22 protein-coding genes are annotated in these 26178 nt (G+C 58.7%); 14 read left to right on the forward strand and 8 right to left on the reverse strand.

Translation table 11 applies throughout. The features are described 5' to 3' along the window. Nucleotides 1-16 precede the first annotated feature (16 nt). Nucleotides 17-367 (reverse strand): helix-turn-helix domain-containing protein, encoded by a 351-nt coding sequence (locus AC6I79_RS10510; protein WP_021506154.1) that lies wholly within the window; start codon nt 365-367, stop codon nt 17-19. Between the two features lie 292 nt (nt 368-659). Here AC6I79_RS10510 and AC6I79_RS10515 point away from each other — a divergent pair, with 292 nt between their 5' ends. Together AC6I79_RS10515 and oqxB are read left to right on the forward strand one after the other, a co-directional pair. Next, entirely contained in the window at nt 660-1814 is a 1155-nt protein-coding gene (locus AC6I79_RS10515) for an efflux RND transporter periplasmic adaptor subunit (RefSeq protein ID WP_031279145.1), read from the forward strand. 18 nt (nt 1815-1832) lie between these two features. Next, the gene (gene oqxB, locus AC6I79_RS10520) at nt 1833-4988 is read left to right on the forward strand and encodes a multidrug efflux RND transporter permease subunit OqxB (protein WP_058758475.1); all 3156 of its coding nucleotides are present in this window, start codon (nt 1833-1835) and stop codon (nt 4986-4988) included. Nucleotides 4989-5179: 191 nt separating this feature from the next. On the opposite strand, the gene AC6I79_RS10525 is transcribed toward oqxB, so the two are convergent. Continuing rightward, the gene (locus AC6I79_RS10525) at nt 5180-5665 is read right to left on the reverse strand and encodes an RrF2 family transcriptional regulator (protein WP_262263864.1); all 486 of its coding nucleotides are present in this window, start codon (nt 5663-5665) and stop codon (nt 5180-5182) included. 338 nt (nt 5666-6003) lie between these two features. On the opposite strand from AC6I79_RS10525, the gene AC6I79_RS10530 reads away from it, so the two are divergent. Further along, complete coding sequence (locus AC6I79_RS10530) at nt 6004-6399, forward strand: hypothetical protein (protein ID WP_394520834.1); 396 nt, start codon at nt 6004-6006, stop codon at nt 6397-6399. A 46-nt stretch (nt 6400-6445) separates the two neighbouring features. On the opposite strand, the gene AC6I79_RS10535 is transcribed toward AC6I79_RS10530, so the two are convergent. After that, on the reverse strand, nt 6446-7633 hold the full coding sequence (locus AC6I79_RS10535) for an MFS transporter (protein WP_459745407.1): 1188 nt from the start codon (nt 7631-7633) through the stop codon (nt 6446-6448). 210 nt (nt 7634-7843) lie between these two features. Between AC6I79_RS10535 and tus the strand changes: the two genes are divergently transcribed. Further along, the gene (tus, locus tag AC6I79_RS10540) at nt 7844-8770 is read left to right on the forward strand and encodes a DNA replication terminus site-binding protein (protein WP_498027271.1); all 927 of its coding nucleotides are present in this window, start codon (nt 7844-7846) and stop codon (nt 8768-8770) included. A gap of 48 nt (nt 8771-8818) precedes the next feature. On the opposite strand, the gene fumC is transcribed toward tus, so the two are convergent. After that, nucleotides 8819-10216, reverse strand: a complete 1398-nt coding sequence (fumC, locus tag AC6I79_RS10545) for a class II fumarate hydratase (RefSeq protein ID WP_058758471.1) — start codon at nt 10214-10216, stop codon at nt 8819-8821. A 197-nt stretch (nt 10217-10413) separates the two neighbouring features. Between fumC and manA the strand changes: the two genes are divergently transcribed. The 7 genes from manA to AC6I79_RS10580 all read left to right on the forward strand — a co-directional run bounded on the left by manA (nt 10414) and on the right by AC6I79_RS10580 (nt 17291). Continuing rightward, entirely contained in the window at nt 10414-11589 is a 1176-nt protein-coding gene (manA, locus tag AC6I79_RS10550; protein WP_498027272.1) for a mannose-6-phosphate isomerase, read from the forward strand. 129 nt (nt 11590-11718) lie between these two features. Beyond that, complete coding sequence (locus AC6I79_RS10555) at nt 11719-13218, forward strand: YdgA family protein (protein WP_498027273.1); 1500 nt, start codon at nt 11719-11721, stop codon at nt 13216-13218. A 133-nt stretch (nt 13219-13351) separates the two neighbouring features. Then, nucleotides 13352-13915 (forward strand): fasciclin domain-containing protein, encoded by a 564-nt coding sequence (locus tag AC6I79_RS10560; protein ID WP_031279149.1) that lies wholly within the window; start codon nt 13352-13354, stop codon nt 13913-13915. A gap of 43 nt (nt 13916-13958) precedes the next feature. Then, nucleotides 13959-14513, forward strand: a complete 555-nt coding sequence (locus tag AC6I79_RS10565) for a sigma-70 family RNA polymerase sigma factor (protein ID WP_058780621.1) — start codon at nt 13959-13961, stop codon at nt 14511-14513. After that, on the forward strand, nt 14510-15157 hold the full coding sequence (locus tag AC6I79_RS10570; RefSeq protein WP_498027274.1) for an anti-sigma factor: 648 nt from the start codon (nt 14510-14512) through the stop codon (nt 15155-15157). The genes AC6I79_RS10565 and AC6I79_RS10570 overlap by 4 nt, the downstream gene beginning before the upstream one ends. Before the next feature lie 392 nt (nt 15158-15549). After that, on the forward strand, nt 15550-16992 hold the full coding sequence (locus tag AC6I79_RS10575) for a methyl-accepting chemotaxis protein (RefSeq protein WP_498027275.1): 1443 nt from the start codon (nt 15550-15552) through the stop codon (nt 16990-16992). 62 nt (nt 16993-17054) lie between these two features. Next, nucleotides 17055-17291, forward strand: a complete 237-nt coding sequence (locus tag AC6I79_RS10580; protein WP_058769724.1) for a hypothetical protein — start codon at nt 17055-17057, stop codon at nt 17289-17291. A 73-nt stretch (nt 17292-17364) separates the two neighbouring features. Here AC6I79_RS10580 and AC6I79_RS10585 read toward each other — a convergent pair whose 3' ends face one another. Further along, nucleotides 17365-18690, reverse strand: a complete 1326-nt coding sequence (locus AC6I79_RS10585; RefSeq protein WP_498027276.1) for a glycosyltransferase — start codon at nt 18688-18690, stop codon at nt 17365-17367. Nucleotides 18691-18966: 276 nt separating this feature from the next. Next, nucleotides 18967-19992, reverse strand: coding sequence for a Mal regulon transcriptional regulator MalI (malI, locus tag AC6I79_RS10590; protein ID WP_498027277.1), 1026 nt, complete (start codon nt 19990-19992; stop codon nt 18967-18969). Nucleotides 19993-20169: 177 nt separating this feature from the next. On the opposite strand from malI, the gene malX reads away from it, so the two are divergent. The 3 genes from malX to add all read left to right on the forward strand — a co-directional run bounded on the left by malX (nt 20170) and on the right by add (nt 24051). Continuing rightward, nucleotides 20170-21756, forward strand: coding sequence for a maltose/glucose-specific PTS transporter subunit IIBC (gene malX / locus AC6I79_RS10595; protein WP_031279154.1), 1587 nt, complete (start codon nt 20170-20172; stop codon nt 21754-21756). Nucleotides 21757-21758: 2 nt separating this feature from the next. After that, nucleotides 21759-22934 (forward strand): MalY/PatB family protein, encoded by a 1176-nt coding sequence (locus tag AC6I79_RS10600; protein ID WP_275025007.1) that lies wholly within the window; start codon nt 21759-21761, stop codon nt 22932-22934. A gap of 118 nt (nt 22935-23052) precedes the next feature. After that, nucleotides 23053-24051, forward strand: coding sequence for an adenosine deaminase (gene add, locus AC6I79_RS10605; protein WP_132462733.1), 999 nt, complete (start codon nt 23053-23055; stop codon nt 24049-24051). A 62-nt stretch (nt 24052-24113) separates the two neighbouring features. Here the strand turns inward: add and AC6I79_RS10610 are convergent, their stop codons facing one another. Together AC6I79_RS10610 and araC are read right to left on the reverse strand one after the other, a co-directional pair. Continuing rightward, the gene (locus AC6I79_RS10610; protein ID WP_498027278.1) at nt 24114-25154 is read right to left on the reverse strand and encodes an oxidoreductase; all 1041 of its coding nucleotides are present in this window, start codon (nt 25152-25154) and stop codon (nt 24114-24116) included. Nucleotides 25155-25231: 77 nt separating this feature from the next. Continuing rightward, nucleotides 25232-26149 (reverse strand): arabinose operon transcriptional regulator AraC, encoded by a 918-nt coding sequence (araC, locus tag AC6I79_RS10615; protein WP_021506176.1) that lies wholly within the window; start codon nt 26147-26149, stop codon nt 25232-25234. Nucleotides 26150-26178 lie beyond the last annotated feature (29 nt).

Consider the following 26178-nt stretch of genomic DNA (forward strand, 5'->3'; position numbering starts at 1 on the left):
TGGCCCTGGCGGAGGTTTACTGCTGCATCGCGCTCGGGGTGTGCGCGGCGTGACGACGCCATGCGCCCGGTGCCACGCCATACTGGCGCTTGAAGCTGCGGTTAAACGACTGCTGTGAATCGAAGCCCAGCGAAATGGCCACGTTGAGGATCGGTTCGTTGGTGGTGGTCAGGCGGTCGGCCGATTTTTTCAGCTTCTTGGCCCGGATGTACTCACCCAGCGGATAGCCGGTGTGCTCTTTGAACATACGCTGCAGGTGCCACTTCGAATAGCCGGCGCGCCCCGCTACGGTGTCCAGATCCAGACGTGCTTCAATGTTGTTATCAATCCAGTCGATCAGATCGTGAATAAAAGCGTCGCTCATCATCCCATTCTCTCCCGTCGCCATGGCGAACAGTATCAGTATCAGTTGCAATTACACTTTAAGGGTGACTGACTATCGCACTTAATGCAAGTTTTATTATTGCATTAAATGCCGCACTCGCCGTAGGGGCTTTCGCTACCTGTTACGAATTGATCAAAACCGCACATAAAGTGTATCAGATATTCTTGCAGATGCAGTTCGCCCAAGCCTACACTCCTGTGGTTTTAATGCAATCTTAAAAGTTGCAGATTTTTCGTACGTCTCCTTTCTTTTTCACCAACGCGGAATAACAACAATGCATCTGCAAACATATGGGGTTCGTCGGGCCGTAAGCCTGTCAGGAGTGATGTTGCTGGGAAGCCTGCTGGCCGGTTGTGATCGCGGTGTGGCGCAAAATGCGCCGCCGCCTCCGCCCGAAGTGAGTGTCGCGCAGGTGGTGCAACAAAAAGTCAGCCAGTGGGATAGCTTCAATGGCCGCATTGAAGCGGTGCAGAGCGTGCAGCTGCGTCCGCGCGTCTCGGGCTACATCGATCAGGTTAACTATCGCGAAGGCGATGAGGTGAAGAAAGGTCAGGTGCTGTTTACCATTGATGACCGCACCTACCGCGCCACGCTGGAGCAGGCGCAGGCCGAACTGGCCAGCGCGCGTAGCCAGGCGGCGCTGGCCCGCAGCGAGTCGGCCCGTACCGACAAGCTGATCGGCACCCAGGTGGTGTCGCGCGAAGAGTGGGAACAGCGGCGTTCGACCGCCAGTCAGGCGCAGGCCAGCGTGCTGGCCGCCCAGGCGGCAGTCGATATGGCGCAGCTGAACCTCGACTTTACCCGCGTCACCGCGCCGATTGATGGACGCGCCAGCCGGGCGATGATCACCACCGGTAACCTGGTGACCGCCGGCGACAGCGCCAGCGTTCTCACCACGCTGGTGTCGCAGGACCGCATGTACGTCTACTTTGACGTCGACGAAGCGATCTATCTGCAGTACCAGGCGATGGCGCGTCAGGGCCAGAACCGCGGTTCGCTGCCGGTAGAGATTGCGCTGACCGGCGAACAGGGCTATCCGCATCGCGGCACCGTCGATTTTCTCGATAACCAGCTGACCGCCAGCACCGGCACCATTCGCATGCGCGCCACGCTCGACAATCAGCAGCGTCAGTTTACCCCAGGCCTGTTTGCCCGCGTGCGGCTGCCGGGCAGCGCAGAATTCAACGCGCTGCTGGTCGACGACCGCGCGGTACTGACCGACCAGGATCGTAAATACGTTTACGTGGTTGATGCGCAAGGCAAAGCCGAACGCCGCGATGTTCAGCTGGGCGATCTGGCTAACGGCCTGCGTATTGTGCAGCAGGGTCTGAAGCCAGGCGACAAAGTGATTGTCAACGGTCTGCAGAAAGTGTTCATGCCCGGTATGCCGGTAAAAGCGCAGCCGGTGGCCATGCGCTCCGCTCAATAATAATCGAGACTGCCCGTTATGGATTTCTCCCGCTTTTTTATCGACCGACCGATTTTCGCCGCGGTGCTGTCGATTTTGATATTTACCACCGGACTGATCGCCATTCCGCTGTTGCCGATCAGTGAATACCCCAACGTGGTGCCACCCAGCGTGCAGGTGCGCGCAGAATATCCCGGTGCCAACCCCAAAGTGATTGCTGATTCGGTGGCAACGCCGCTGGAAGAAGCGATCAACGGGGTGGAAAACATGATGTACATGAAGTCGGTGGCCGGCTCAGATGGCGTGCTGGTTACCACCGTGACCTTCCGCCCGGGCACCGATCCCGATCAGGCGCAGGTCCAGGTGCAAAACCGCGTGGCGCAGGCTGAAGCGCGTCTGCCGGAAGAGGTGCGTCAGCTCGGCCTGACCACCCAGAAGCAGTCACCTACCCTGACGCTGGTGGTGCATCTGTTCTCGCCCCACGGCAAGTACGATTCACTCTATCTGCGTAACTACGCCACGCTGAAGGTGAAAGATGAGCTGGCGCGCCTGCCGGGCGTCGGCCAGATTCAGATCTTCGGTGCCGGTGACTACGCGATGCGCGTCTGGCTCGACCCGAACAAAGTGGCGGCGCGCGGCATGACCGCCGGCGACGTGGTCAGCGCCATGCAGGAGCAGAACGTGCAGGTTTCTGCCGGGCAGCTGGGCGCAGAGCCGACGAAGAAAGAGAGCGATTTCCTGCTGTCGATCAACACTCAGGGGCGGCTGGAAGATGAGGCGCAGTTTGGCAACATCATCCTGAAAACCGCCGATGACGGCACGCTGGTGCGCCTGCGTGACGTGGCGCGCATCGAGATGGGCTCCGGCAGCTATGCCCTGCGTTCGCAGCTGAACAACAAGGATGCGGTTGGTATCGGTATCTTCCAGTCGCCGGGCGCAAACGCCATCGACCTGTCGAATGCGGTACGCGCCAAGATGGCTGAGCTGGCAACGCGCTTCCCGGATGACGTGCAGTGGGCCGCGCCTTATGACCCGACGGTGTTCGTGCGTGACTCGATCCGCGCCGTGGTCCAGACGCTGTTCGAAGCCATCGTGCTGGTGGTGCTGGTGGTGATTCTGTTCCTGCAGACGTGGCGCGCCTCGATCATCCCGCTGCTGGCCGTGCCGGTGTCGGTGGTCGGTACCTTCAGCGTGCTCTACCTGCTGGGCTTTTCGCTCAATACCCTGAGCCTGTTCGGGCTGGTGCTGGCGATTGGGATCGTGGTCGATGACGCCATCGTGGTGGTGGAGAACGTCGAGCGTAACATTGAGCAGGGCTTAACACCGGTGGCGGCAGCTCACCAGGCGATGCGCGAGGTCTCCGGGCCGATTATCGCCATCGCGCTGGTGCTGTGTGCGGTATTTGTGCCGATGGCCTTCCTCTCCGGCGTAACCGGTCAGTTCTATAAGCAGTTTGCCGTGACCATTGCCATTTCGACGGTGATTTCGGCGATTAACTCGCTGACGCTCTCTCCGGCGCTGGCGGCGAAACTGCTGAAGGCGCACGGTGCGCCGAAGGACCTGCCGACGCGCCTGATCGATCGCCTGCTGGGCTGGGTGTTCCGGCCGTTTAACCGCTTCTTCCAGCGCAGCTCAGACGGCTATGAATCGATGGTCGGCAAAACCCTGCGCCGGCGCGGTGCGGTGTTTGGCGTGTACGTGCTGCTGCTGGCCGGTGCCGGCTTCATGTTCCATACCGTGCCAGGCGGCTTTATTCCGACGCAGGATAAGCTGTACCTGATTGGTGGCGTGAAGATGCCGGAAGGCTCATCGCTGGCACGTACCGATGAAGTGATTCGCAAGATGAGCGAAATCGGCATGAACACCGAAGGCGTGGCCTACTCCGTCGCCTTCCCCGGCCTGAATGCGCTGCAGTTCACCAATACGCCCAATACCGGCACGGTGTTCTTCGGTCTCAAGCCGTTCAGCGAGCGCAGCCGCACTGCGGCGGAAATCAACGCTGAGATCAACGCGAAAATTTCCAAAATCCAGCAGGGCTTCGGTTTCTCCATCATGCCACCGCCGATCCTCGGTCTGGGCCAGGGATCGGGCTATTCGCTGTATGTGCAGGACCGCGCGGGCCTGGGCTATGGCGCACTGCAAACCGCGATTAATACCCTGTCCGGTGCGGTGATGCAGACGCCAGGCATGATGTTCCCGATCTCCTCCTATCAGGCCAACGTGCCGCAGCTGGATGTGCAGGTCGATCGCGACAAAGCCAAAGCACAGGGCGTATCGCTGACCGATCTGTTCACGACGCTGCAGGTGTATCTGGGTTCGTCTTACGTCAACGACTTCAACAAGTTTGGTCGTACCTGGCGCGTGATGGCGCAGGCCGACGGGGATTTCCGCGACAGCGTGCAGGATATCGCGAACCTGCGCACCCGTAACGATCGCGGTGAGATGGTGCCGATTGGCAGCATGGTGAACATCACCACCACCTACGGTCCGGACCCGGTGATTCGCTATAACGGCTATCCGGCGGCCGACCTGATTGGCGATGCCGATCCGCGCGTGCTCTCTTCTGCGCAGGCGATGGAGAAACTCGAGGCGATGTCCAGCCAGGTGCTGCCGAACGGCATGAATATCGAATGGACCGACCTGAGTTATCAGCAGGCAACCCAGGGCAACACCGCGTTTATCGTGTTCCCGGTGGCGGTGCTGCTGGCGTTCCTGGTACTGGCGGCGCTGTATGAGAGCTGGACGCTGCCGCTGGCGGTGATCCTGATCGTACCGGTGACGATGCTGTCCGCACTGGTCGGCGTGTGGCTGACCGGCGGAGATAACAACGTGTTTGTCCAGGTCGGTCTGGTGGTGCTGATGGGGCTGGCATGTAAGAACGCCATCCTGATCGTCGAGTTCGCCCGTGAACTGGAGATGCAGGGCAAAGGGATTGTGGAGTCGGCGCTGGAAGCCTGTCGCCTGCGTCTGCGCCCTATCGTTATGACCTCCATCGCCTTTATCGCCGGCACCGTGCCGCTGATTCTGGGCGAAGGTGCGGGCGCCGAAGTGCGCGGCGTAACCGGTATCACCGTGTTCTCGGGCATGCTGGGGGTTACGCTGTTTGGCCTGTTCCTGACGCCAGTGTTCTACGTGACGCTGCGTAAGCTGGTGACACGCAAACAGCAGCCAGCGGTGGAAACGCAGACGGTGTAAACGCTAAGGAGTAAAACCCATCCGGGCCATCGTGCCCGGATTTTTTTGCCTGCCGCGGCATGACGATGTTACACAGCAACAGCGCGCCTCTGCGCCAGAGCACAGCAGCGGGATTTCACAGGGTTTACAGGGGTAGATTGCGCGTACAGAAGCGGAATGGAAAGGTGCGCATCAGCGATGCGCACGGGAGGTTAGCGGTCTTTTTTGCAGAGATCGGCGATTTCGAGGTCAGGCAGCGGTTCGCAGTTGCTGGTATCGTGCTTTTTCAGCTCGTTAAGGGCATCGGCGACGGTGCGGGTTTCCAGCACTTTAAGCGACGCCTCTTCCGCTTGCTCCGCGATCGATTTGAAGTACCAGCACAGGTTGGCGCTGACCAGGCAGCGCGGTGCGACATCGGGGCGCGACGCCCACAGTTTTTTGTCTTCAATCACTGAGGTGTAGATATCGCGCAGCGTGATCTCAGCGGCCGGACGACCCAGATGGATCGAGCCGGTACGGCCAAGCGTCGAGACAATGATGCCATCGCGCGTTAACGGAACCATGAGTTTCCGAATGAAACTGGGGTTCGCTTCAAGACCGTACGCCAGAATGGCACTGGTCGAGCGTTTACCCAATTGCTCCGCCATCGCTACGCTCAAAACCATCTGCAAAGCTGTCGGGAAGCGGTAATCAAGCATTTCTGTTTCCTGAGTTGCGGCCTATCTTCTTGTTTTCATACCGCGGCAGTGAATAATCAATGAGCAATAAATATAACAAACACTGTTGCTTTTTAGAATACCGAAAATGCTTTCCACTCGTGACTAACCTGCGCTATTACCCGCCTTGATATCGACTTAACTTATTGAATTGAAATAAAAAGATTCCAATAGCACATGCCGCTGACCGCTTTAGCACTCTGAGCCTTGCGCAACAATATGCGCGACGTGTCACTTTTTTGCCCCTACCGCTGTAGCTGCAGGCTGGCAAAGGACGTTGTGACAAAGGGACGATTATTTCTGCACGCGTGGTGCGCCATGTGCGCAACCCACTCTCAGACAAGCCATTGTTTCTGTCTAAGAAACAAAAACACACCGGCGAAGGAGGCGGCGTCAGGGTCGATAAACCGTCTTCTGAAAGGAATAATATTGATCCGGGTCAGGATTCCCTTGCTATTTTTTGCACAAAATGCGCGCCGTTACTATTTTCGAGGCGCGAAATAATGTCTGTATTATCTCCGGTCGTCGGCGCATTATTGCTGACCGTTCTCCCGCTGACGGTGGGCATCATCACGGCGGCAACCAGCTGCCTGAACGCGCCAACCTTATGGCAATGCGTGCGGATGGCACCGCTGCCTTTCGTTGTCTCGGCTGGCTGCACTCTGCTGTTAAGTGCGTTGTGTTGCCTGCTGCAATATCTTACGGATCGCCATTAAAGCGCAGCAGCGGCCATCCCTGCCCCGTTATCCATAAGTGACTATTTTAATCTGCGGATTCCGGAGCGCCTGCCGGCAATTTCCGCTTCAGCACCACCACCAAAAGCACGTTGATCAGCGCCAGCGCACATAACAGCCACAGCGTAGCCTGCGCACCGGAATGCTGGAAAATATAGCCGCCAATCAGCGGCGTGAGCGCCTGACCAATCAGCGCGGGTCGCGCCATGCGGCCAACCACAATGGCGTACTCTTCCGGTTTTACCATCGCCAGCGGCAGCGTACCGCGCACGATAGCCCGCAAGCCATTTCCTGCACCGTACAGCACCATACTCAGCAGCGCCCACGCGGGATAACAGGCCAGCAGCAGTAATCCCAGCGCCACCAGTCCGACCGAGAAGAAAGTGGTCCAGATGGGATGGCCGCGTTTGAACGTCATATCGACAATGCGCGACGCCACCTGGCACGGCCCCAGCAGCGTGCTGATCGCCAGCGCGGCGCTCAGCGAATGCCCGCTCGCCTGCAGCAGGGTAATCAACTGCACCGATATCGCCGTCATGATCACCGACGCGAGGGTAAAGATGCTGCACAGCAGCCAGAACAGCGTGGGGGCCAGCGAATTCTGTGCGGTATGCTGTTGCGTGGCTTTTGGTATGGATGGCGTGCGCGGCGCCGGCAGCGCATACAGGTAAGCCGGCAGCACCGCCAGACACAGCAGCGCGGCGATGGCCAGACAGGCACCGCGCCACTCCAGCCAGTGGATCAGCAGCGCGATGCCGGGCCACACCAGTGAGGTACAGAATCCTGAGATCAGCGTAATACCGGTAATCGCGCCACGCGCCTGGCCGCCATATAAGGTGCCCAGCGTGGCGAACAGCGCGTCATACAGCCCCATCGCCATACCCGCGCCGATAATCAGCCAGGCAAACAGAAACAGCGGCAAACTGTGACTCAGCGCCATGATCACCAGCCCGAGCGCCATCACCGCCCCGCTCGCCGCCAGCAGCCGGCGACCCTGTGCGCGGGCAATCAGCCGGCCGCACAGCGGTGCCAGCAGGCCGGAGACCAGAATGCCGAGCGAAAGTGCGCCATACACCCACTGCTGCGACCAGCCGGTTTCCGCGATGATCGGGTTAGCCATCACGGCCATCAAGTAAAATGATCCGCCCCACGACAGGATCTGCACGGCGCCGAGCGTAACGATAGCGGGCGCGCCCGGTTTTGGCTGATACTCCACAGCTAATATCCGTTAACAGGTAAATCACGGTTATAACATGTTCATCCGACAGGAAAAATGCCCGCGCGCCCTGTCGAGCCGAATTCCACGCCGGGGTTTCAGCGATTGGATGGATAAACCTTATTTCAGTATGTTGTAACTAGTATGCCTGCTTGCTCGCCGCATCATTCAGTGCCACCCTTTGGTATGTTGTAACTATGGAGAACCGCGATGGCTCGCTATGATTTAGTGGCTGATTTACACGAATGCGTGAATACGCTGGAGCGCGAACTCACTGCGCTGCGGGCGTCGGTTGAACAGCAGCCGCTGTTGCTGGCGCGCGTATTCAGCCTGCCGGAGATTGAGAAAGGCAAAGAGCATGATGAAATCAACCGCATCGCGGTGACCCAGCATCTCGGTAAACGCGCGCGCGAAATGGCCCTCGCCCACTACTGTCGCCTGTTTATGCAGCATCAGTCGGAAAAACTCAGCACCAAAGCGGCGGTGCGTCTGCCTGGCGCCCTCTGCATTGAGGCGGATGAGGCGGCCAGCCAGCGACTGGAGCAGCAGGTCACGACCATCAACACCCTCAAGCAGCGGCTGGAGCAATTGATCACCGTCGACTCCGGCCTGCCGAGCGAGGCGCGTTTTGAGTTTGTGCACCAGCATCTGCGTGGGCTGATCACCCTCAACGCCTACCGCAGCGTCACGCTAATGCAGGCGCCGGATACGCTGCGTTTTGGCTGGGCGAATAAAAACATCATCAAAAAGGTGACGCGCGAGGCCATCGTCGGGCAGCTGGAGCGCAGCCTGAAGGCTAACCGCGCGCAGGCGCCGTGGACGCGCGAACAGTGGGCTGAGAAAGTGCAGCAGGAGCTGGAGCGGGTGCGGTCATTGCCGGACGGCGCGCAGCTGAAGATCAAGCGGCCGGTCAAAGTGCAACCTATCGCGCGGCTGTGGCGCGCCAGCGAGAAAAAACAGCTGCAGCTGGCCTGCCCTTCGCCGCTGCTGGTGTTGTGCCGCGATCGAACGCAGGTGCCGACGCTGGGTGAACTGCTGGATTACGATGCTGAAAACATCGCGCACCGTTACAAGCCGCTGGCGCAGCCGCTGCATCTGATCATCCCGCGGCTGCATTTATGGAGTGACCGTCTGTAAGGCAAAAAAACAGCGCGACAGGTCGCGCTGTAGTGTCCGGCAGTAAAGCTATTGCTTCATGCTGCCAACCATCTCTTCCGGCCGCACCCATTCGTCAAACTGCGCTTCGGTCAGGTAGCCGAGCTTCAGCGCCGAAGCCTTCAGCGTCAGCCCCTGTTTGTGCGCCTGCTTGGCAATTTCCGCCGCTTTGTCATAGCCGATATGGGTATTCAGCGCGGTAACCAGCATCAGCGACTCGTTGAGCAGCTGATCGATGCGCTCGCGGTTGGGCTCAATGCCCACCGCGCAATGGTGATTGAAGCTGTCCATGCCGTCGGCCAGCAGCCGTACCGACTGCAGAAAGTTGTGGATCACCATGGGCCGGTAGACGTTGAGTTCGAAGTTACCGGATGCACCGCCCATGTTCACCGCCACGTCATTGCCCATCACCTGACAGCACAGCATGGTCAGCGCTTCACACTGGGTAGGGTTGACTTTGCCTGGCATGATCGAGCTGCCGGGCTCATTTTCCGGAATGCTGATTTCACCGATGCCGCAGCGCGGACCGGACGACAGCCAGCGCACGTCGTTAGCGATTTTCATCAGCGAGGCGGCCAGGCCTTTCAGCGCGCCGTGCGCATGCACCAGCGCGTCGCAGGTCGCCAGCGCTTCAAACTTGTTGGGCGCGGTGACAAAAGGTTGCTGCGTCAGGTCGGCCAGCGCTTTCGCCACGCGCACCGCATATTCCGGATGGGTATTCAGGCCGGTACCGACCGCGGTGCCGCCCAGCGCGAGCTCGGCGACGTGCGGAATACTGTGTTCGATGTGCTTCAGATTGTGCTCCAGCATGGCAACCCAGCCGGAAATCTCCTGGCCGAGCGTCAGCGGTGTGGCGTCCTGCAGGTGGGTACGACCAATTTTAACGATGTCTTTAAACGCGGCCGACTTCTCGCTCAGGGTATTTTTCAGCACCTCGATTTGCGGGATCAGCTGTTCGCGCAGCGCAATCACCGCAGCAACGTGCATCGCCGTCGGGAACACATCGTTGGAGCTCTGGCTCTTGTTAACATCATCATTCGGATGCACTTTGCGCGACATGCCGCGCTCGCCGCCCAGCAGTTCGCTGGCGCGGTTCGCCAGCACTTCATTCATGTTCATGTTGGTCTGGGTGCCGGAGCCGGTCTGCCAGATGGCCAGCGGGAACTCGTCGCTGTGCTGGTCGGCCAGCACCTCGTCAGCGGCGTCGATAATCGCCCCGGCCCGTTCAGCCGGCAGCAGCCCCAGATCGCGGTTAACCTGGGCGGCGGCGCGCTTGGTCAGCGCCAGCGCATGCACCAGCGCCACGGGCATCTTCTCGGTGGAGATACGGAAGTGCTCCAGCGAACGCTGCGTTTGTGCGCCCCACAACTTATCTGCCGGAACTTCGATCGGACCCATTGAATCTTTTTCAATGCGGTTGGCTGCCATGACTACGTCTCCTTAGCTCAGATTTTGAGGTTTCCGCCTAAGTCGTCTTCCCGCGACGCCTTAGAGCGAGCAAGATTGTCACATACAAGAAATTAACATTATGCGAGCCCATCGCGTTTATTGCACTTGTTCGTGTATTTTCTATGGCACTTTCTGCTTTAATACGCTTATTTACTTACCGTTATTAAGGGTAAACGATGCAAAAATTGAACAATTCGCTGCAAAATTATGCATGGGGCAGTAAAACCGCGCTGACCGAACTCTACGGCATCGAAAACCCGCAGGGATTGCCGATGGCGGAATTATGGATGGGCGCGCACCCCAAAAGCCCCTCTACCGTTGAAGTGAATGGCATCACCCGTTCGCTGCGTGACGTGATCAATGACGATCAGGTCGCGACGCTGGGGGCTGCGGTAGCGCAGCGTTTCGGTGAGCTGCCGTTTCTGTTTAAAGTGCTGTGCGCCGATCAGCCGTTATCGATTCAGGTGCATCCCAGTAAAACTGCCGCAGAAGCCGGTTTCGCGCGTGAAAACGCGGCGGGCATTCCGCTCAGCGCCGCCGAGCGCAACTATAAAGATGCTAACCACAAGCCCGAACTGGTGTATGCCCTGACGCCGTTCCAGGCGATGAACGGCTTTCGCGAACTGCCTGAGATTGTCTCGCTGCTGGAGCCGGTCGCGGGCGCGCATCCGCAGATCGCCCATTTCCTCGAAAACGCCAGCGAAGCCGCGCTGGCTAAACTGTTCGCTACCCTGCTGTCGCTGAAAGACGAAAGCAAAACCCGCGCGCTCGGCGTGCTAAAATCCGCGCTGAACGCGCGCGAAGGCGAACCGTGGCAGACCATCAAAACCATCGCCAGCGACTATCCGGACGATAATGGCCTGTTCTCACCGCTGCTGCTGAATGTCATCATCCTGCAACCGGGTGAGGCGATGTTCCTGTTCGCCGAAACGCCGCATGCCTATCTGAAAGGCGTGGCGCTGGAAGTGATGGCCAATTCGGATAACGTGCTGCGCGCCGGCCTGACGCCAAAATTCATTGATATTCCGGAACTGCTGGCCAACCTGAAGTTCGAGGCCAAACCGGCGGCAACGCTGCTCACGCAGCCGCAGACGCAGGGCGACAGCCTCAACTTCCCAATTCCGGTAGAGGATTTTGCCTTCGCCATCCATACGCTTTCGGCCACGCCGCAAACGCTGGCACAGCACAGTGCCGCCCTGCTGTTCTGCATCGAAGGCCAGGCGGTGATTGAAAAGGCCGGGCAGCAGCTGGTACTGCAACCGGGCGAATCCTGCTTTGTCGCAGCCAGCGAGTCGCCGGTGAGCGCGGCGGGGACCGGGCGTCTGGCGCGGGTGTACAACGCGCTGACGTGAGGCGGCTGACGCCTGCAGCATTAACTGCTATTATTTCAAACTATTAATTAAAAAACGCCTGCGGGCGTTTTTCTTCACCCGTCGCGCGGCCCAACGGTATGCGCACGCAAGGATAAGGACGACTCAGCGATGAAAAAGACCAACGTTGCCGTAGGTGTGATTGTGGCGCTCGGCGTAATCTGGACTGGCGCAGCGTGGTTTACCGGTAAACAGCTGGAAAGCCACATGGATGAGATGCTGCAAAATGCCAACAGCCAGATCAACGCGTACGCGCCGAATAGCCGTCTGACGCTCAGCTATCAGGATTACCAGCGTGGCGTATTCAGCAGCAAAACCAAACTGGTAATTCAGGCCAGTTCGCAGACCGAAGACAATCCGCTGCTGAAGCCGGGTCAAAGCATCGTGCTCAACGAAACCATCGACCACGGTCCTTTCCCGTTTGCTCAGCTGAAACGCGGCAACCTGATCCCCAGCATGGCCTCGGTGCACACCGAACTGGAAAACACCGATGCGGTGAAGAAACTGTTTGAACTGACTCAGGGCAAATCGCTGGTTAATGCCGATACCCGCGTTGGTTACAGCGGCGCGACCGATACCGCGCTGCACCTGCTGCCGGTGGATTACAGCAATGCGCAGACCGGTGATCGCCTCGCCACCAACGGCGGCACGCTCAACGTCAGCGCGGACAGCAAAGGCGACAAAGTGAGTCTGCAGGGCGACTTCTCCAGCATCGCCGTCACCAGCAAAAACCAGCTGCAGCAGCCGGTGCTGTTTACCCTTAATGGTCTGAAGCTGGGCGGTGACACCCACCTGAGTCCGGAAGGCGTGCGCGTCGGCGACCAGACCATCACGCTGGATAAGCTCGATGCCAGCATTAACGGTCAGGAAGGCCTGACGCTGGAGAAGCTGGACGGGAAGTCCTCGTTCGACAACAAAGACGGTAAGATTGGCGGCCAGATTGATTATCAGGTTGATAGCATCAGCCTGCAGAAACAGCCGTTCGGCGAAGCTAAACTGGCGATGAAATTTGCGCAGTTTGATGCTCAGGCGGTGAAAACCTTCTCTGACCAGTACAATGCGCAGATGCAGGATCTGCTGAACCAGCCTGGCGTGGTGGACGATCCTATCCGCTACCAGGCCAGCGTGCAGACCATTCTGAGAAATAACCTGCCGACCCTGCTGAAAGGTTCACCGACCGTGAGCGTGGCACCGCTGAGCTGGAAAAATGACAAAGGCGAGAGCACGTTCAACCTTAACGTCGGTTTTAACGATCCGGCGACCGTCACCGGTGAACCGCAGAGTCTGGGTGCCGCCGTGGATCGCGTGCTGAAAACGCTCGACGGCAAGCTGAGCATCAATATGCCGATGGCGACCGAAGTGATGCGTCACGTCGGGCTGGCGGAAGGTTATCAGGGTGATGACGCGCAGAAGCTGGCCGATCAGCAGGTGAAAGGCCTGGCGGCGATGGGCCAGATGTTCCGCCTGACGCAGCAGCAGGACGATAACATCACTACCAGCCTGCAATACGCTAACGGTCAGGTCACCATGAATGGCGACAAAATGACGCTGGAGCAGTTCCTGTCGCGCTACATGTTAGGCGCGCCAACCAGCGAAGGCATGCCAGAGTAATCCCCGCGGCAGCCCGCTCCGGGCTGCCGTTTTCCCCCGGCAAAAAAATTTCACCCTTTTCTGCATCCGTTCAGCCGCACCGTACGTATATCCCTTTGTGAGCACCCTTCTGCTCCTTCAATGAGGATATATGATGAAAAAGTTAATCAGTTATGCCGTCCTGTCTGCCGCCCTGCTTGGCGCGAACGCTGCGATGGCGGCCATGCACGCCGATTCGGTGATGGTAGGCGGCGCGGCAATGTATCCACAAAAAAACATTATTGAAAACGCCCTGAACTCGAAGGACCACACTACGCTGGTCGCCGCCGTTAAAGCCGCGGGTCTGGTCGATACCTTACAGGGCAAAGGCCCGTTTACGGTGTTTGCGCCGACTAACGCCGCCTTTGCCAAACTGCCTGCCGGCACCGTTGATGCACTTCTCAAACCGGAAAACAAAGCCAAACTCACCAGCGTGCTGACCTACCATGTGGTCGCCGGTAAATATGATATGAAAGCGCTGGAGCAAAAAATTAAACAGGGTGGCGGTAAAGCCGAATTGAAAACGGTGAATGGTCAGCCGCTGTGGATTATGAGCAACGGGCCACACAATATTCAGCTGAAAGATGGTCAGGGTAATGTGGCAAATATCAGCACTTATGATGTAAACCAGAAAAATGGCGTCATTGACGTTATTGATACCGTCTTAATGCCTGAATAACTGTCTATACTCGGTAAGGTTAAACAAACCGGCCAGGAGTATTATGGACGCCTCTCAGGCTGAGCAACAAATAGCCTTAATACAGGCGGTCGCGAAGAGCGACCGCCTGGCTTTTGAACAGCTGTACCGGCTGACTTCCCCGCATCTGTTTGCGGTAGCGCTGCGCATGTTACGCCAGCGGGCGTGGGCGGAAGAGATTCTGCATGAATGCTACATCACGGTCTGGCACAACGCCGCGTCATTTAATAGCGCGCTCAGTTCTCCCCTGACCTGGATGACGCACATTGTACGCAACCGCTGTATTGACTGGCTGCGCAGCGGCTATGCCAGACAATTCCATGCCGATGAAGCCTGGCTCGACGATTTAAGCAGCACGCCGGGTGACGTCAGTCTGGATGAGCAGCACGATCGCGAGGTTGCCCGCCTGCACCATTGTCTGCAGCATTTGAGCAGTGAACAGCGCCAGTCGATCGCGCTGGCCTATTATCAGGGCTTATCACATAGCGACATTGCCGGGTGGCTGCAGCAGCCGGTCGGCTCGGTTAAAAGCTGGATTCGACGTGGCCTGGACCATCTGCGGGAGTGTGTAGGACGATGAGTGACAAAGTGCAGCGGGATGACGCCCTGGCGGCGGAGTACGCCCTCGGCACGTTGCGCGGCAGCGCGCGATTGCGCTTTCAGCGCAGACTGCAGGCCGAGCCGGCGCTGGCGGCGCAGGTCGCCCGCTGGCAGACGCTGCTGGCGGGTCTCGACCAGGTTCAGCCGCCCGTCACGCCGCCGGAAACGCTATGGAAAAAAATTGCCCTTTCCCTGCCGCCCGACAAGCGCGTCGCGCCCGCACGCCGGACGCTGCCGTGGCTGGCTGCCGCCTGCGTCGCGCTGGGCTTCGCGCTGACGACTTACTGGCTACGCGAGCCGGTGATGACACCGCTGGCGGTGCTGACCGATGCGCAACACAGTCAGCAATGGGTGGTGAGCGCCAGCCGCCGGCAGGACGTGATCAGTCTGGCGCCGCTGCAGGTCAGCGCGGTCAGGGCGGATCAGAGTCTGGAACTGTGGCTGATTCCGCCTGGCCGGGCGCCCGTTTCACTCGGTCTGGTCACCGGAAGTGCGCCGCAGCAGTATCCGATTGAGAAACAGCAGTCGCTGGTTAAGGCGACGCTGGCGATCAGTCTCGAGCCGCACGGCGGTTCCCCAACCGGACGTCCAACGGGCCCGGTGCTTTACAGTGTGAATTTATAATCGGTGATGGTCACGGGTGAAATTAGCGTTAACACGGCAGCGTTTATTATTTGTTGACGCCCAGCGTGTTGCAGGCGGAGTGCTGTTAATCATTGCGGCGTGACTTAAGCTAAATTAACGGGCACTGAACGCTCAATTTCAGCAAACGGCAAAATCAATGAAAGTTTATTTATCCGCCGGCGAGCTTTACTGCCGCGGCCAGGCGAAATAACCCTCTTGTAAATTAATCTGGCATATCTTTGGGAAAGAAATATTTTATCGACGATTCATTTTCTTTTTCAGAATTCCCTGCCATGCTTAAAACGCTAAACCATAGTACGCGATATTATCGCGAACAATAAATAATAACGCTCGACACCATTGTGTCTTAAACGACACCGGGGAAACTCACCATGCAATTTCTTAAAAACTTCACCATTCGCCGGGTTGTGCAGTGCATCCTGGTCGCGGCGCTGCTGATTGTGGCGCTGGCCGGGATCTATGGCAGCACGGTGCTGCGCGACATGCATCAGCGCGAACTGCATAACGCCACCCTGACCAGCCAGCTGCTGTTTCTCAATCGCGCCAGTTTAGTGATGGCATCGGGAACCACGGCGGCAAAAGCGTCCGTAGCGACCGATGCCCCGGCCGATAGCGACTGGGCGCCGCTGCGTACCGCCCTCACCGCATCGCCGGCTGACTTTGCGGTGCCTGCGGCTGAGCGCCTGCAGTTCCTGCAGCGCGACATCGCAGCGAATAACCATGCCGACCAGTCCGATCGCCAGCGTCTGCAAATGGCCTTTGGCATTGCTGCACTGCTGATGCTGGCGCTGCTGCTGTTCTGTGACCGTTTTCTGGTCACGCATCTGGTACGGCCGCTGGGGGCGCTGCGGGAACATTTCCGCGGCATTGCCGCCGGGGATCTTACGCGGGAACCGCAGGATTTTGGCCGCAACTGCGTGGGTCAGCTGATTCCGCTGGTGCAGCTGATGCAGCAGAGCCTGCTGACCACCGTGCGCGCAGTGCGTGACACCACCGAGGTGCTGCGCAAGGAGTCAGCGGATATTGCCGGCGGCAATGTCGATCTGTCCGATCGCACTACCCGCCAGGCCGCCGCGCTCGAGCAGACCTCGGCCAGCATGGAGCAGCTCAGCGCCACCGTAGAGAAAAATGCCCACAGCGCCGGCGAAGCGCGCGAGCTGGCTGAGGATGCGGCGCGCACCACGCGCGACGGCGAAGCGCTGGTGAAAAGCGTGTCAGCGATGATGGCCGATATCGCCGCCGAAGCCGATAAAATCCGTCAGTTCACCGCCACGGTTAACAGCATCGCATTTCAGACCAATATTCTGGCACTGAACGCGGCTGTTGAAGCCGCCCGCGCCGGCGAGCAGGGACGCGGCTTTGCCGTGGTGGCAGCTGAAGTGCGCACGCTGGCACAACGCAGCGCCAGCGCCGCGAAGGAGATCGAAGGGCTGATTAATGGCACCGTGACGCGTGTTGGCGAGGGAGCGCAGACCGCGCAGCGCGCCGGCGCCATCATGGACAGCGCCACGCAAAGCGTTTCCGCCGTCACCTCGCTGATTGGCCAGATTGCGCTGGCGTCAGACGAACAGAGCAAAGGCATTGCCCAGGTTACGCTGGCCGTGACCGATCTGGATCGCGTTACCCAGCAGAATGCCGCCCTGGTGAAAGAGATTGCCACCTCGGCCGGCAGCCTGAATGGCCGTACCGGAACGCTGGCTGCGGTGATCAGTCATTTTAACTTTTATGACAGCCCGCCGCCCGGGGCTCAATCCGGGTTAACAACCTCCGGCACCGGCACCGCTGCTGTTGCGGCCAGCCTTGCCAGCCTCTGACCGACGCTGCGTGCAGCACATAACAACACCGCCAGGGAAAGGCCACAATAAGAGAAAAATTTATGAGTCATCAATTATTGCAGCACCTTGTACCGGTTCAAACCGATGTCCGCGACTTGCGTATTGCCGCAGGCATGACACAATTGCTTGCCGCGGAGCGCTTCGACCTCAGCCTGCGCGTCTGGCAGATGAAGGAGTCCACCGCAAAACCCTCCCCGCTCAGTCAGGGAGAATATGAGTTTTTGCTGCTGCTGGCGGGCAAACATCCCTTTCTTGATCTGACGACGAAAGCACGTTAACTCATCTGGCGCTGGCCGTCAGGCCAGCGCCGCTCTGCCCCCAGGGTTGATGAGAAGCGGCTAAACCGGCCGGTCATATATCCACTCGCTTTGGTGCGTTCACGCCTGAGGCCCGATCGGCCTCGCCAGCTAACTGATAAAAAGCGTCCAGGCTGGCGCGAAAGCGCGCCGGATCGTGCTGGTCTTTAATTCTTTGCAGCGCCCGCGCCGAGCGGGTGCTGATCGCCTCGCGCTGCGCCATTATCTGCGTGATGATCTGTTTGAGCTGCGCAATAATTCTGTCTCTGATCGCCAGTTTCTCCTGCGCTGAACCGATAGCGATTTCAAACATATCATTCAGCGGACAATCAATAAGCCAGCCGGCCGAAGCCGGGTTTATTTCTGGTAGTGCGCGCACATTGGTGGTAATGACCGGACAGCCGCATGCCTGCATTTCCAGCACTGAAAAGCCGTAGGTATCCTGCCAGGTCGGTAATAATCCGACATCGGTCTGTTCGAGCATTTTCATCAGCCGATCATTTTGCAGAAATGTTTCATGCCTGAAGATTGCCTGCTGATTAATCAGGTCTTCAATCCGCTGATGAAATTGCGCGTCATCCTGCTGCGCGCCGTGCGCGATATTATAGCGATGCTTCAGGTTGCCCGTTAAATTCACCTGCACGCTGTCGGGATGAATGATGCCTTCTGCCAGCAACTCGCTAAAGGCCAGCACCACTTCCGCCCCACCTTTACGATAAAACTCATTGCCGACAAAGCTGAACGTCAGCTTCGCCTGATTCACCGGCCTGACCCGATCACAGATAATTGCCTGTGGCGGATGCAGCGTATGCAGTTTGGGCAAAATGACTGCAGCCTGCTGCGGAAACGCCTGTAACAGCTTGATTTGAATATTTTTCGTCGCGTCGGAAATAGCCAGCAGCGCCGTACACTGCGGTGCCGCGATCAGTTTGAGTTGTTTCTGCAATTGTGGATTATGCAGTTTGGCCATGCCCGGCACCGGCAGCACGCGCGGAATTTCGGTTTCAAATGTCGCCATCCAGCGCTTTTTTGTGCAGGCCACTTCATTAAAGAGATGGATGATTTGTGCATCGTCCGGCACCGAGAACGGTAGCGGCGCGAAAATAAACAACTTATTGGCTTTGCGGATTTTCTGCCTGACGGCGTTACGATAAAACCAGATATTTTTATATTTAAGATTGAGATAATGGTGTGAATCGTTGACGATGATATTTCTCTTTTCCGGATAACCTTTCCCATTTACGATTATTTTCATACGTGCCCCGGCACAGGAAAAATAAGCATAGCTGGCAGTATATTCCTCGCCAGTCACAAATCCAGCGATCAAGTAAACCCGCGCTAAACAATAAGAAAATACACATTTTGTGACAGGTAATAACATCAGCCAGCCTGAATAAAATTCAGGCGCAGCCGGTAAAGAAGATTAATCAATACAAAATTCGCGTAATTTATAAAAATGGCTAACGCGTTGATTTTTATTTAACGCTGGCCATATTATGACAATTTCGTGTCAGGATTTGATGCCGAAGTTTAATCTTTATTTTCTGCTGGCCCGCAATGCATAAGCAGAACGATGATCACAGGCCGGCTGACAATCGGTAAGCAGCAGTGACAGAAACGCGGCAAGGGATGACCTGACGCCGGACGGGCGACAGGCTTAGCGGCCCTGCACCAGCTGCGGTGGCACGATTAACGTCTGCACATTGGCCTGTGGCTGCGCCAGGCGCTGTAATATGCGTTCTGCCGCGCGCCGCCCGACGATGCGCGCTTCACTGCTGACAAACGTCAACGCCGGATCGTTCAGCTCAGGTTGCGGATCGTCATTAAAGCCGACCAGCGCCAGCTGCTGGGTGTAGTAACTGTCCACCGCGTCTTCCCCGAGGGTGCGGCCGCTGCGCAGCGCGCCGAAATAGCAGCCGAGCGTGGTGCTGGCATTGTGGGCCAGAATAGCGGTAATACGCGGATGCTGATGCAGCAGCGCCTGCGTCAGCGCAGAGACGCTCTGCTGGCGATCGTCACATTCGATAATCCAGTCCGGGCGAAACGGCAAACCGTACTGCAGCAGCGTGGCGCAATAGCCGCCGATACGTTCGGCGCGCGTCAGTGAGGACCCCAGACCGCCGACCCAGGCAATGCGCTGATGTCCCTGTTTGATCAGATACTCGGTGGCCATCCGCGCCGCCTGGCTGTTATCCGGACGCAGCGAATCGACTTTTTCCAGACTGCTGGCGCGCGCGGCGCAGATCAGCGCAATATTTTGCTCCTGCGCCTGCAGCCGCAGCGATTCCGCCTGCGCCACCGCACCGCCCAGCACAATGCCATCGGCACCCTGCGCCGCCAGCGAATCAAAACAGCGCTGCAGATGCTGGCCGTGCTGGCCGCTTTGCGTCAGCACCAGCACTTTGCCCTGCTGCTCCAGCACCTCGCTCAGTCCCGCCGTCATTGCCGCATAAAAGGGCTGGCTGAGATCGCGCACGATCAGGCCAATCACCCCGCTCTCACCGCCGCGCAGCATGGAGGCTGAGCGGTTACGCACATAGCCGAGTTGCTCAATCGCCTGATTCACCCGCGCGGCGGTGGCGGGTGAAATACGCCCTTTGCCGGACAGCACCAGCGATACCGTGCTGACCGATACGCCAGCGGCCTGCGCGACATCATGGATGGTGATTTTTTGCTGGGACATAGTGTGACGCTATTCGTTGCCGGAAAATTCAAAGAGGTAAAACGTTACACTGATTCACATAAAAATAAAGCCTGATGCTCGTCACGCTTTGTGATTATCACCACAAAAAGCCGTGATAAAACGTTTTATCATCCCCCACCACTTTACCCGCTTGTTACTTTTTAGCCAGGAGAGACTATGCCTCACAGCCAACCCAAAATGTCGCTCTGGGAATTTTTCCAGAGCCTGGGGAAAACCTTCATGCTACCCGTGGCGCTGCTGTCGTTTTGCGGCATCATGCTGGGCATCGGCAGTTCACTCAGCAGCCATGATGTACTGACGTTGATCCCGCTGCTCGACCAGCCGTTCCTGCAATACCTGTTTATCTGGATGGCGAAAATCGGCTCCTTTGCCTTTAGCTATTTGCCGGTGATGTTTGCCATCGCCATCCCGCTGGGCATGGCGCGGGAAAACAAAGGCGTGGCGGCATTTGCCGGCTTCGTCGGCTTTGCGGTGCTCAATCTCAGCGTTAACTTCTGGCTGAACATCAACGGGATTCTGCCGACTACCGATGCGGCGGTGCTGAAAGCCAATAACGTGCAGAACATTCTCGGCATTCAGTCCATCGACACCGGTATTCTCGGCGCGGTGATTGTCGGCATTGTGGTGTTCTGGCTGCACGAGCGTTTCCACAATATTCGCCTGCCGGATGCGCTGGCATTCTTCGGCGGCACGCGCTTTGTGCCGATTATCACCACCGTGGTGATGGGCCTGCTGGGGCTGGTGGTACCGCTGATCTGGCCATTCTTTGCGCGCGCGATCACCGGTCTTGGCTGGATGATCAACAGCGCAGGCGAATTCGGCCCGATGATCTTCGGCACCGGTGAACGTCTGCTGCTGCCGTTTGGCCTGCAGCATATTCTGGTGGCGATTATTCGCTTCACCGATGCCGGTGGCACCATGGAGGTGTGTGGTCACAGCGTCAGCGGCGCGCTGACGATCTTCCAGGCGCAGCTGGCGTGTCCGGAAACTCACGGCTTCGCGGAAAGCGCTACCCGCTTCCTGTCGCAGGGTAAAATGCCGGCATTCCTTGGCGGCCTGCCGGGGGCAGCGCTGGCGATTTACCACTGCGCGCGCCCGGAAAACCGTCACAAAATTAAAGGCCTGCTGATTTCGGGCGTGGTTGCCTGCGTGGTTGGCGGCACTACTGAACCGATCGAGTTCCTGTTCCTGTTTGTCGCACCGGTACTGTATCTGATCCACGCGCTGCTGACCGGTCTCGGCTTCACCGTGATGGCAATGCTTGGCGTGACCATCGGTAATACCGACGGTAACGTGATCGACTTCTTCGTGTTTGGCGTGCTGCACGGCCTTTCTACCAAATGGTACTGGGTGCCGGTGATTGCTGCCGTGTGGTTTGTGGGTTACTACGCCATCTTCCGTTTCGCCATCACCCGCTTCAACATCAAAACACCAGGCCGCGAAGCAGAAACCAGCCGCGTTGAGCAGCAGGTCAGCCGCGCCGGCGTGGGCAAATCCGGCTACAACACGCCAGCGATTCTCGCGGCGCTGGGTGGCGTTGACAACATCACCTCGCTGGATAACTGCCTGACGCGCCTGCGCCTGTCGGTGGCCGACATGAGCAAGGTCGACGATGCCGCGCTGAAAGCCAACGGCGCCATCGGCGTGGTGCACCTGAACCAGACCAATCTGCAGGTAGTCATTGGCCCGCAGGTGCAGTCGGTTAAAGATGAAATGGCCCATCTGATGAGCGCGACGGTGTAAACATGCAGGCGTTTAATTTTGATCGGGTGGTGGATCGCCACGGCAGCTGGTGCACGCAGTGGGACTTTGTCGCCGACCGCTTCGGCGTGCCAGATCTGCTGCCTTTCACTATCTCGGACATGGATTTCGCCACGGCTCCCTGCATCATTGACGCGTTGCAGCAGCGGCTGAATCACGGCGTGCTGGGCTACAGCCGCTGGCAGCACGAGGATTTCCTCTCCGCCCTGCAGCACTGGATGCGCAGCCGCTTTGCCAGCGAGATCGCGGCAGAGTCGCTGGTGTATGGCCCGTCGGTGATTTATATGGTGGCGCAGCTGCTGCGCCACTGGACGCAGGCGGAGGATGAAGTGCTGATTCATACGCCCGCCTATGATGCTTTTTACCAGACAATCATCGGTAATCAGCGCAGGGTGCTGGAACTGCCGTTGCAGCGCACTGGCGACACATGGCGCTGTGATATGGCTCAGCTGGAAACCCTGCTGGCGCGGCCGCGCTGTAAAGTGATGCTGCTGTGTAGCCCGCACAATCCGACCGGCAAAGTGTGGCAGCGCGCAGAGCTGCAGCAGATGGCGGCACTGTGCGAACGGCATGGCGTGAGCGTGATCAGCGACGAAATCCATATGGATATGGTGCTGAGCGCGGCGCGCCACACGCCGTGGTGCGAGGTGGCACAAGGCCGCTGGGCGCTGTTTACCTCGGCCTCGAAGAGCTTCAATATTCCGGCGCTGACCGGCGCCTGGGGTATTATCCCGGACGCGGACGACCGCCGGGCGTGGTTTCACGCGCTGAAGCAGCAGGACGGGCTGTCGTCACCGGCAGTGATGGCGCTGGCTGCCACCATTGCCGCCTACCGTCACGGCGCACCCTGGCTCGACGCGCTGCGCGATTATCTGCGTGCCAATATGCAGCACATTGCGCAACGGCTCAACGCGGCGTTTGCCGGGCTTAACTGGCAACCGCCGCAGGCCACTTATCTTGCATGGATTGACACCGCGCCGCTGGCGATTGATGACGTCGCGCTGCAGCAGCGGCTGATCCAGCAGCATAAGGTGGCGATTATGCCAGGCAGCACTTACGGCAGCGCCAGCCGCAGCTATCTGCGTCTCAACGCTGGCTGCCCGCGCAGCAAGCTGGATGACGGGCTGGACCGGCTGATTGCCGCACTGCAATCGTTCTGAACCACAGCGGATGCTGATTAATTCAGCATCCGCTGCCCGCTTTGCGCAAATCACTGGCGCGGTTGCGCAAGATGTTTTTATAATGGTCTGCACTTTACGTTAATTCAGCGAGTGCGACATGATTGATGCGAAACTTCCCCTCACCGACCTTCACCGCCACCTCGATGGCAATATCCGCGCCCAGACCATCCTTGATTTAGGTCGTCAGTTCAATCTTGCGCTGCCCGCCGATACGCTGGATACGCTGCGTCCGCACGTGCAGGTGACCGCCAACCAGCCGGACCTGGTGAGCTTCCTGCAGAAGCTTGACTGGGGCGTCAAAGTGCTGGGCGATCTCGACGCCTGCCGCCGCATTGCGCTGGAAAACGTCGCTGACGCCGCGCAGGCCGGTATCCATTATGCTGAGCTGCGCTTCTCACCGGGCTACATGGCGATGAACCATCACCTGCCGATTGCTGGCGTGGTGGAAGCGGTGATTGATGGCGTGCGCGCGGGCGTGCAGCAGTACGGCGTTGATGTGAAGCTGATTGGCATCATGAGCCGCACCTTCGGCGAAGAAGCCTGCCTGCGCGAGCTGGAAGGTCTGCTGGCACACCGCGACGGCATCACCGCGGTCGATCTGGCCGGTGACGAACTGGGCTTCCCGGGCAGCGAATTCCTTAGCCACTTTAACCGCGCCCGCGATGCCGGATTCCGCATCACCGTGCATGCCGGTGAAGCCGCCGGACCGGAGAGCATCTGGCAGGCGATCCGCGAGCTGGGCGCTGAGCGCATCGGTCACGGTGTCAAAGCGATTGAAGACCGCGCGCTGATGGATTTCCTCGCCGAACAGCGCATTGGCATTGAATCCTGCCTGACGTCGAACATTCAGACCAGCACCGTGGCCTCGCTGGCCAGCCATCCGCTGAAGGCGTTCCTGCAGCACGGCATTCTGGCAACCATCAACACTGACGATCCGGCAGTACAGGGCATTGAGCTGGCGCATGAATATGAGGTCGCTGCGCCACAGGCGGGCCTGAGCGCCGCCGAGATTCGCCAGGCACAAGAGAACGGCATCGCTATCGCCTTTTTAACCGAGGCGGAGAAAGCCGCGCTGCGCCAGCGCGTTGCAGCCTGAGCCATAATAAAGGAGCGCAGATTGCGCTCCTTGTTGATCGGCTGGCGATAACGCCGTCCGGTTTACTTCAGGGACAGTGTCTGGCGTTTCTCCGCCGACTGCAGGCCAAGCTCAATCAGCTCCATCACCTGAATCGCCTCTTCCGCCGTAACCGGGTTGGCACCGTTACCGGCAATGGCGTCGCGGATCGCCGCATAATAGGCCGGATAGTTCCCCGGCAGCGTCAGCAGCTCTTTCTCCACCATCACGTCGCCCTCGGCCAGCGTCAGCGTGCCGTTGCGCATGTCGTAGCCCCACTCTTCACGCGGCGGACGTTCACCGGCTTTCAGACGGTCCTCCTGCGGATCGAGCCCGTACTTAACGTAGCTGCCGCGCGTGCCGTGCACCACAAAACGCGCCGATTCCGCGGCCACCAGCATGCTGGCGTGCAGCACCACGCGCCGGGTGGGATAAGTCAGCACCGCATGGAAGTAATCGGTGGTTTGCGCGCCCGGACGCAGTTCAGCCATGTCGACGTTGATCGCCACCGGCGGTCCAAACAGCTGCAACGCCTGGTCCAGCACGTGCGGTCCAAGATCGAACCAAATCCCGCTGCCCGGGCCTTTCATTTCGCGCCAGCGCTGACGCACTTCCGGACGGAAACGGTCAAAGTGCGACTCCAGATAGCGCACCTCGCCCAGCGTGCCGTCGTTCAGCAGCGTTTTCAGCGTCAGGAAATCGCTGTCCCAGCGGCGGTTATGGAACACTGACAACAGCAGCCCTTTGGCTTTGGCCAGCTGGTCGAGCTCGCGCGCCTGTGACAGTGTCACGGTAAACGGTTTGTCGACCACCACATGCTTGCCGGCATTGAGTGCCGCTTTGGCGAGCGGGAAGTGGGTGTCGTTAGGGGTAGGAATTACAATCAGGTGCAGCGTCGGGTCATCCAGCAGCGCCTGGGGATCGACCACCACCTGCACCGACGGCCAGTCAGCGTGCACTTTACTGGCATCGCTGCTGGAGATCGCCGCCAGCTCAACGTCTGGCGTACCGGCGATCAGCGGCGCATGGAAGGTTTTGCTGGCAAATCCGTAGCCGATCAGGCCGACACGTAGTTTATCGCTCATTCTCATTCCTCTTGTTCGTGACCTGACTGATTTAAGACGAATCAGTCAGTAAGAACAAGGTGGAATCACCTGAAAGCTCAGGAGATCGCACTCCGTGCCGGTTGCCAGCTCTCCTGAGCCACCAGCGCGTCGTGCGCATCCTGACTGCGGCGGCGGAAATCGCTCGGACTGACACCCACCCGCTTGCGGAACACGCGTGAGAAGTAGAGCTGGTCGTCGTAGCCGACCTCGCGCCCCACCGAGGCGATGGGTTCCTGAGTGGTTTGCAGCAGCAGCTTGGCGCGGATCACCCGCTGGTCTTCACGCCAGCGCAGCAAATTAATGCCCATCTGCTCGCGGAACAGGTGGGCCAGACGCGACGGCGACAGACAGACGTGGCGCGCCACTTCCTCGATTTTCACCTCGCTGGCGAGATGATTGGTGACGTACTGGCAGGCTTCAATCACGCGCGGGTCGCGAATTTGCTGATGGCTGCGCGGATCCTCTTCCACCGCACGCAGCAGCAGGCGTTCCAGCAGATTCATCGCCAGCTCTTCGGCAAAGCGACGTCCGGAGTTGTGCGTCTGTTCGATGCTGGCAAACAGACGGTCAAACTCGGCGCGCAGCGCATCCGGCAGCCGCAGCCGGCCAACGCCCTGGTTCTGATCCTGCCACTGCAGCCAGTCGGTCCAGTAGGCGCGCGGACGGAAATAGACCCAGCGATGATGCCAGCACGGACTGTCCGGCGCGCGGCCATAATAGTGCGGCGTTTTTGGCTGAAACAGCAGCAGGTCGCCTGGCTCGCAGTCAAACGCTGACGCCCCGTCAAACACCCGTCCCTGACCTTTGATGGTCAGATTGAGGATGTAACCTTTCATACCGTGCGGGCGATCGATAAAAAAATCGAGCTGATCGCCGGCGTTGATCGGCGTCAGTCCGGCCACCAGCCAGGCGTTAAACGGATAGCCCGGCAGTAAAGGATTTTGCTGTTCACTCGGCGCTTCGCGGTGGTACATGAGGATCTCCCGGTTCGCTTGACGTTGGG

Source organism: gamma proteobacterium symbiont of Scutellera amethystina, from assembly GCF_059730845.1.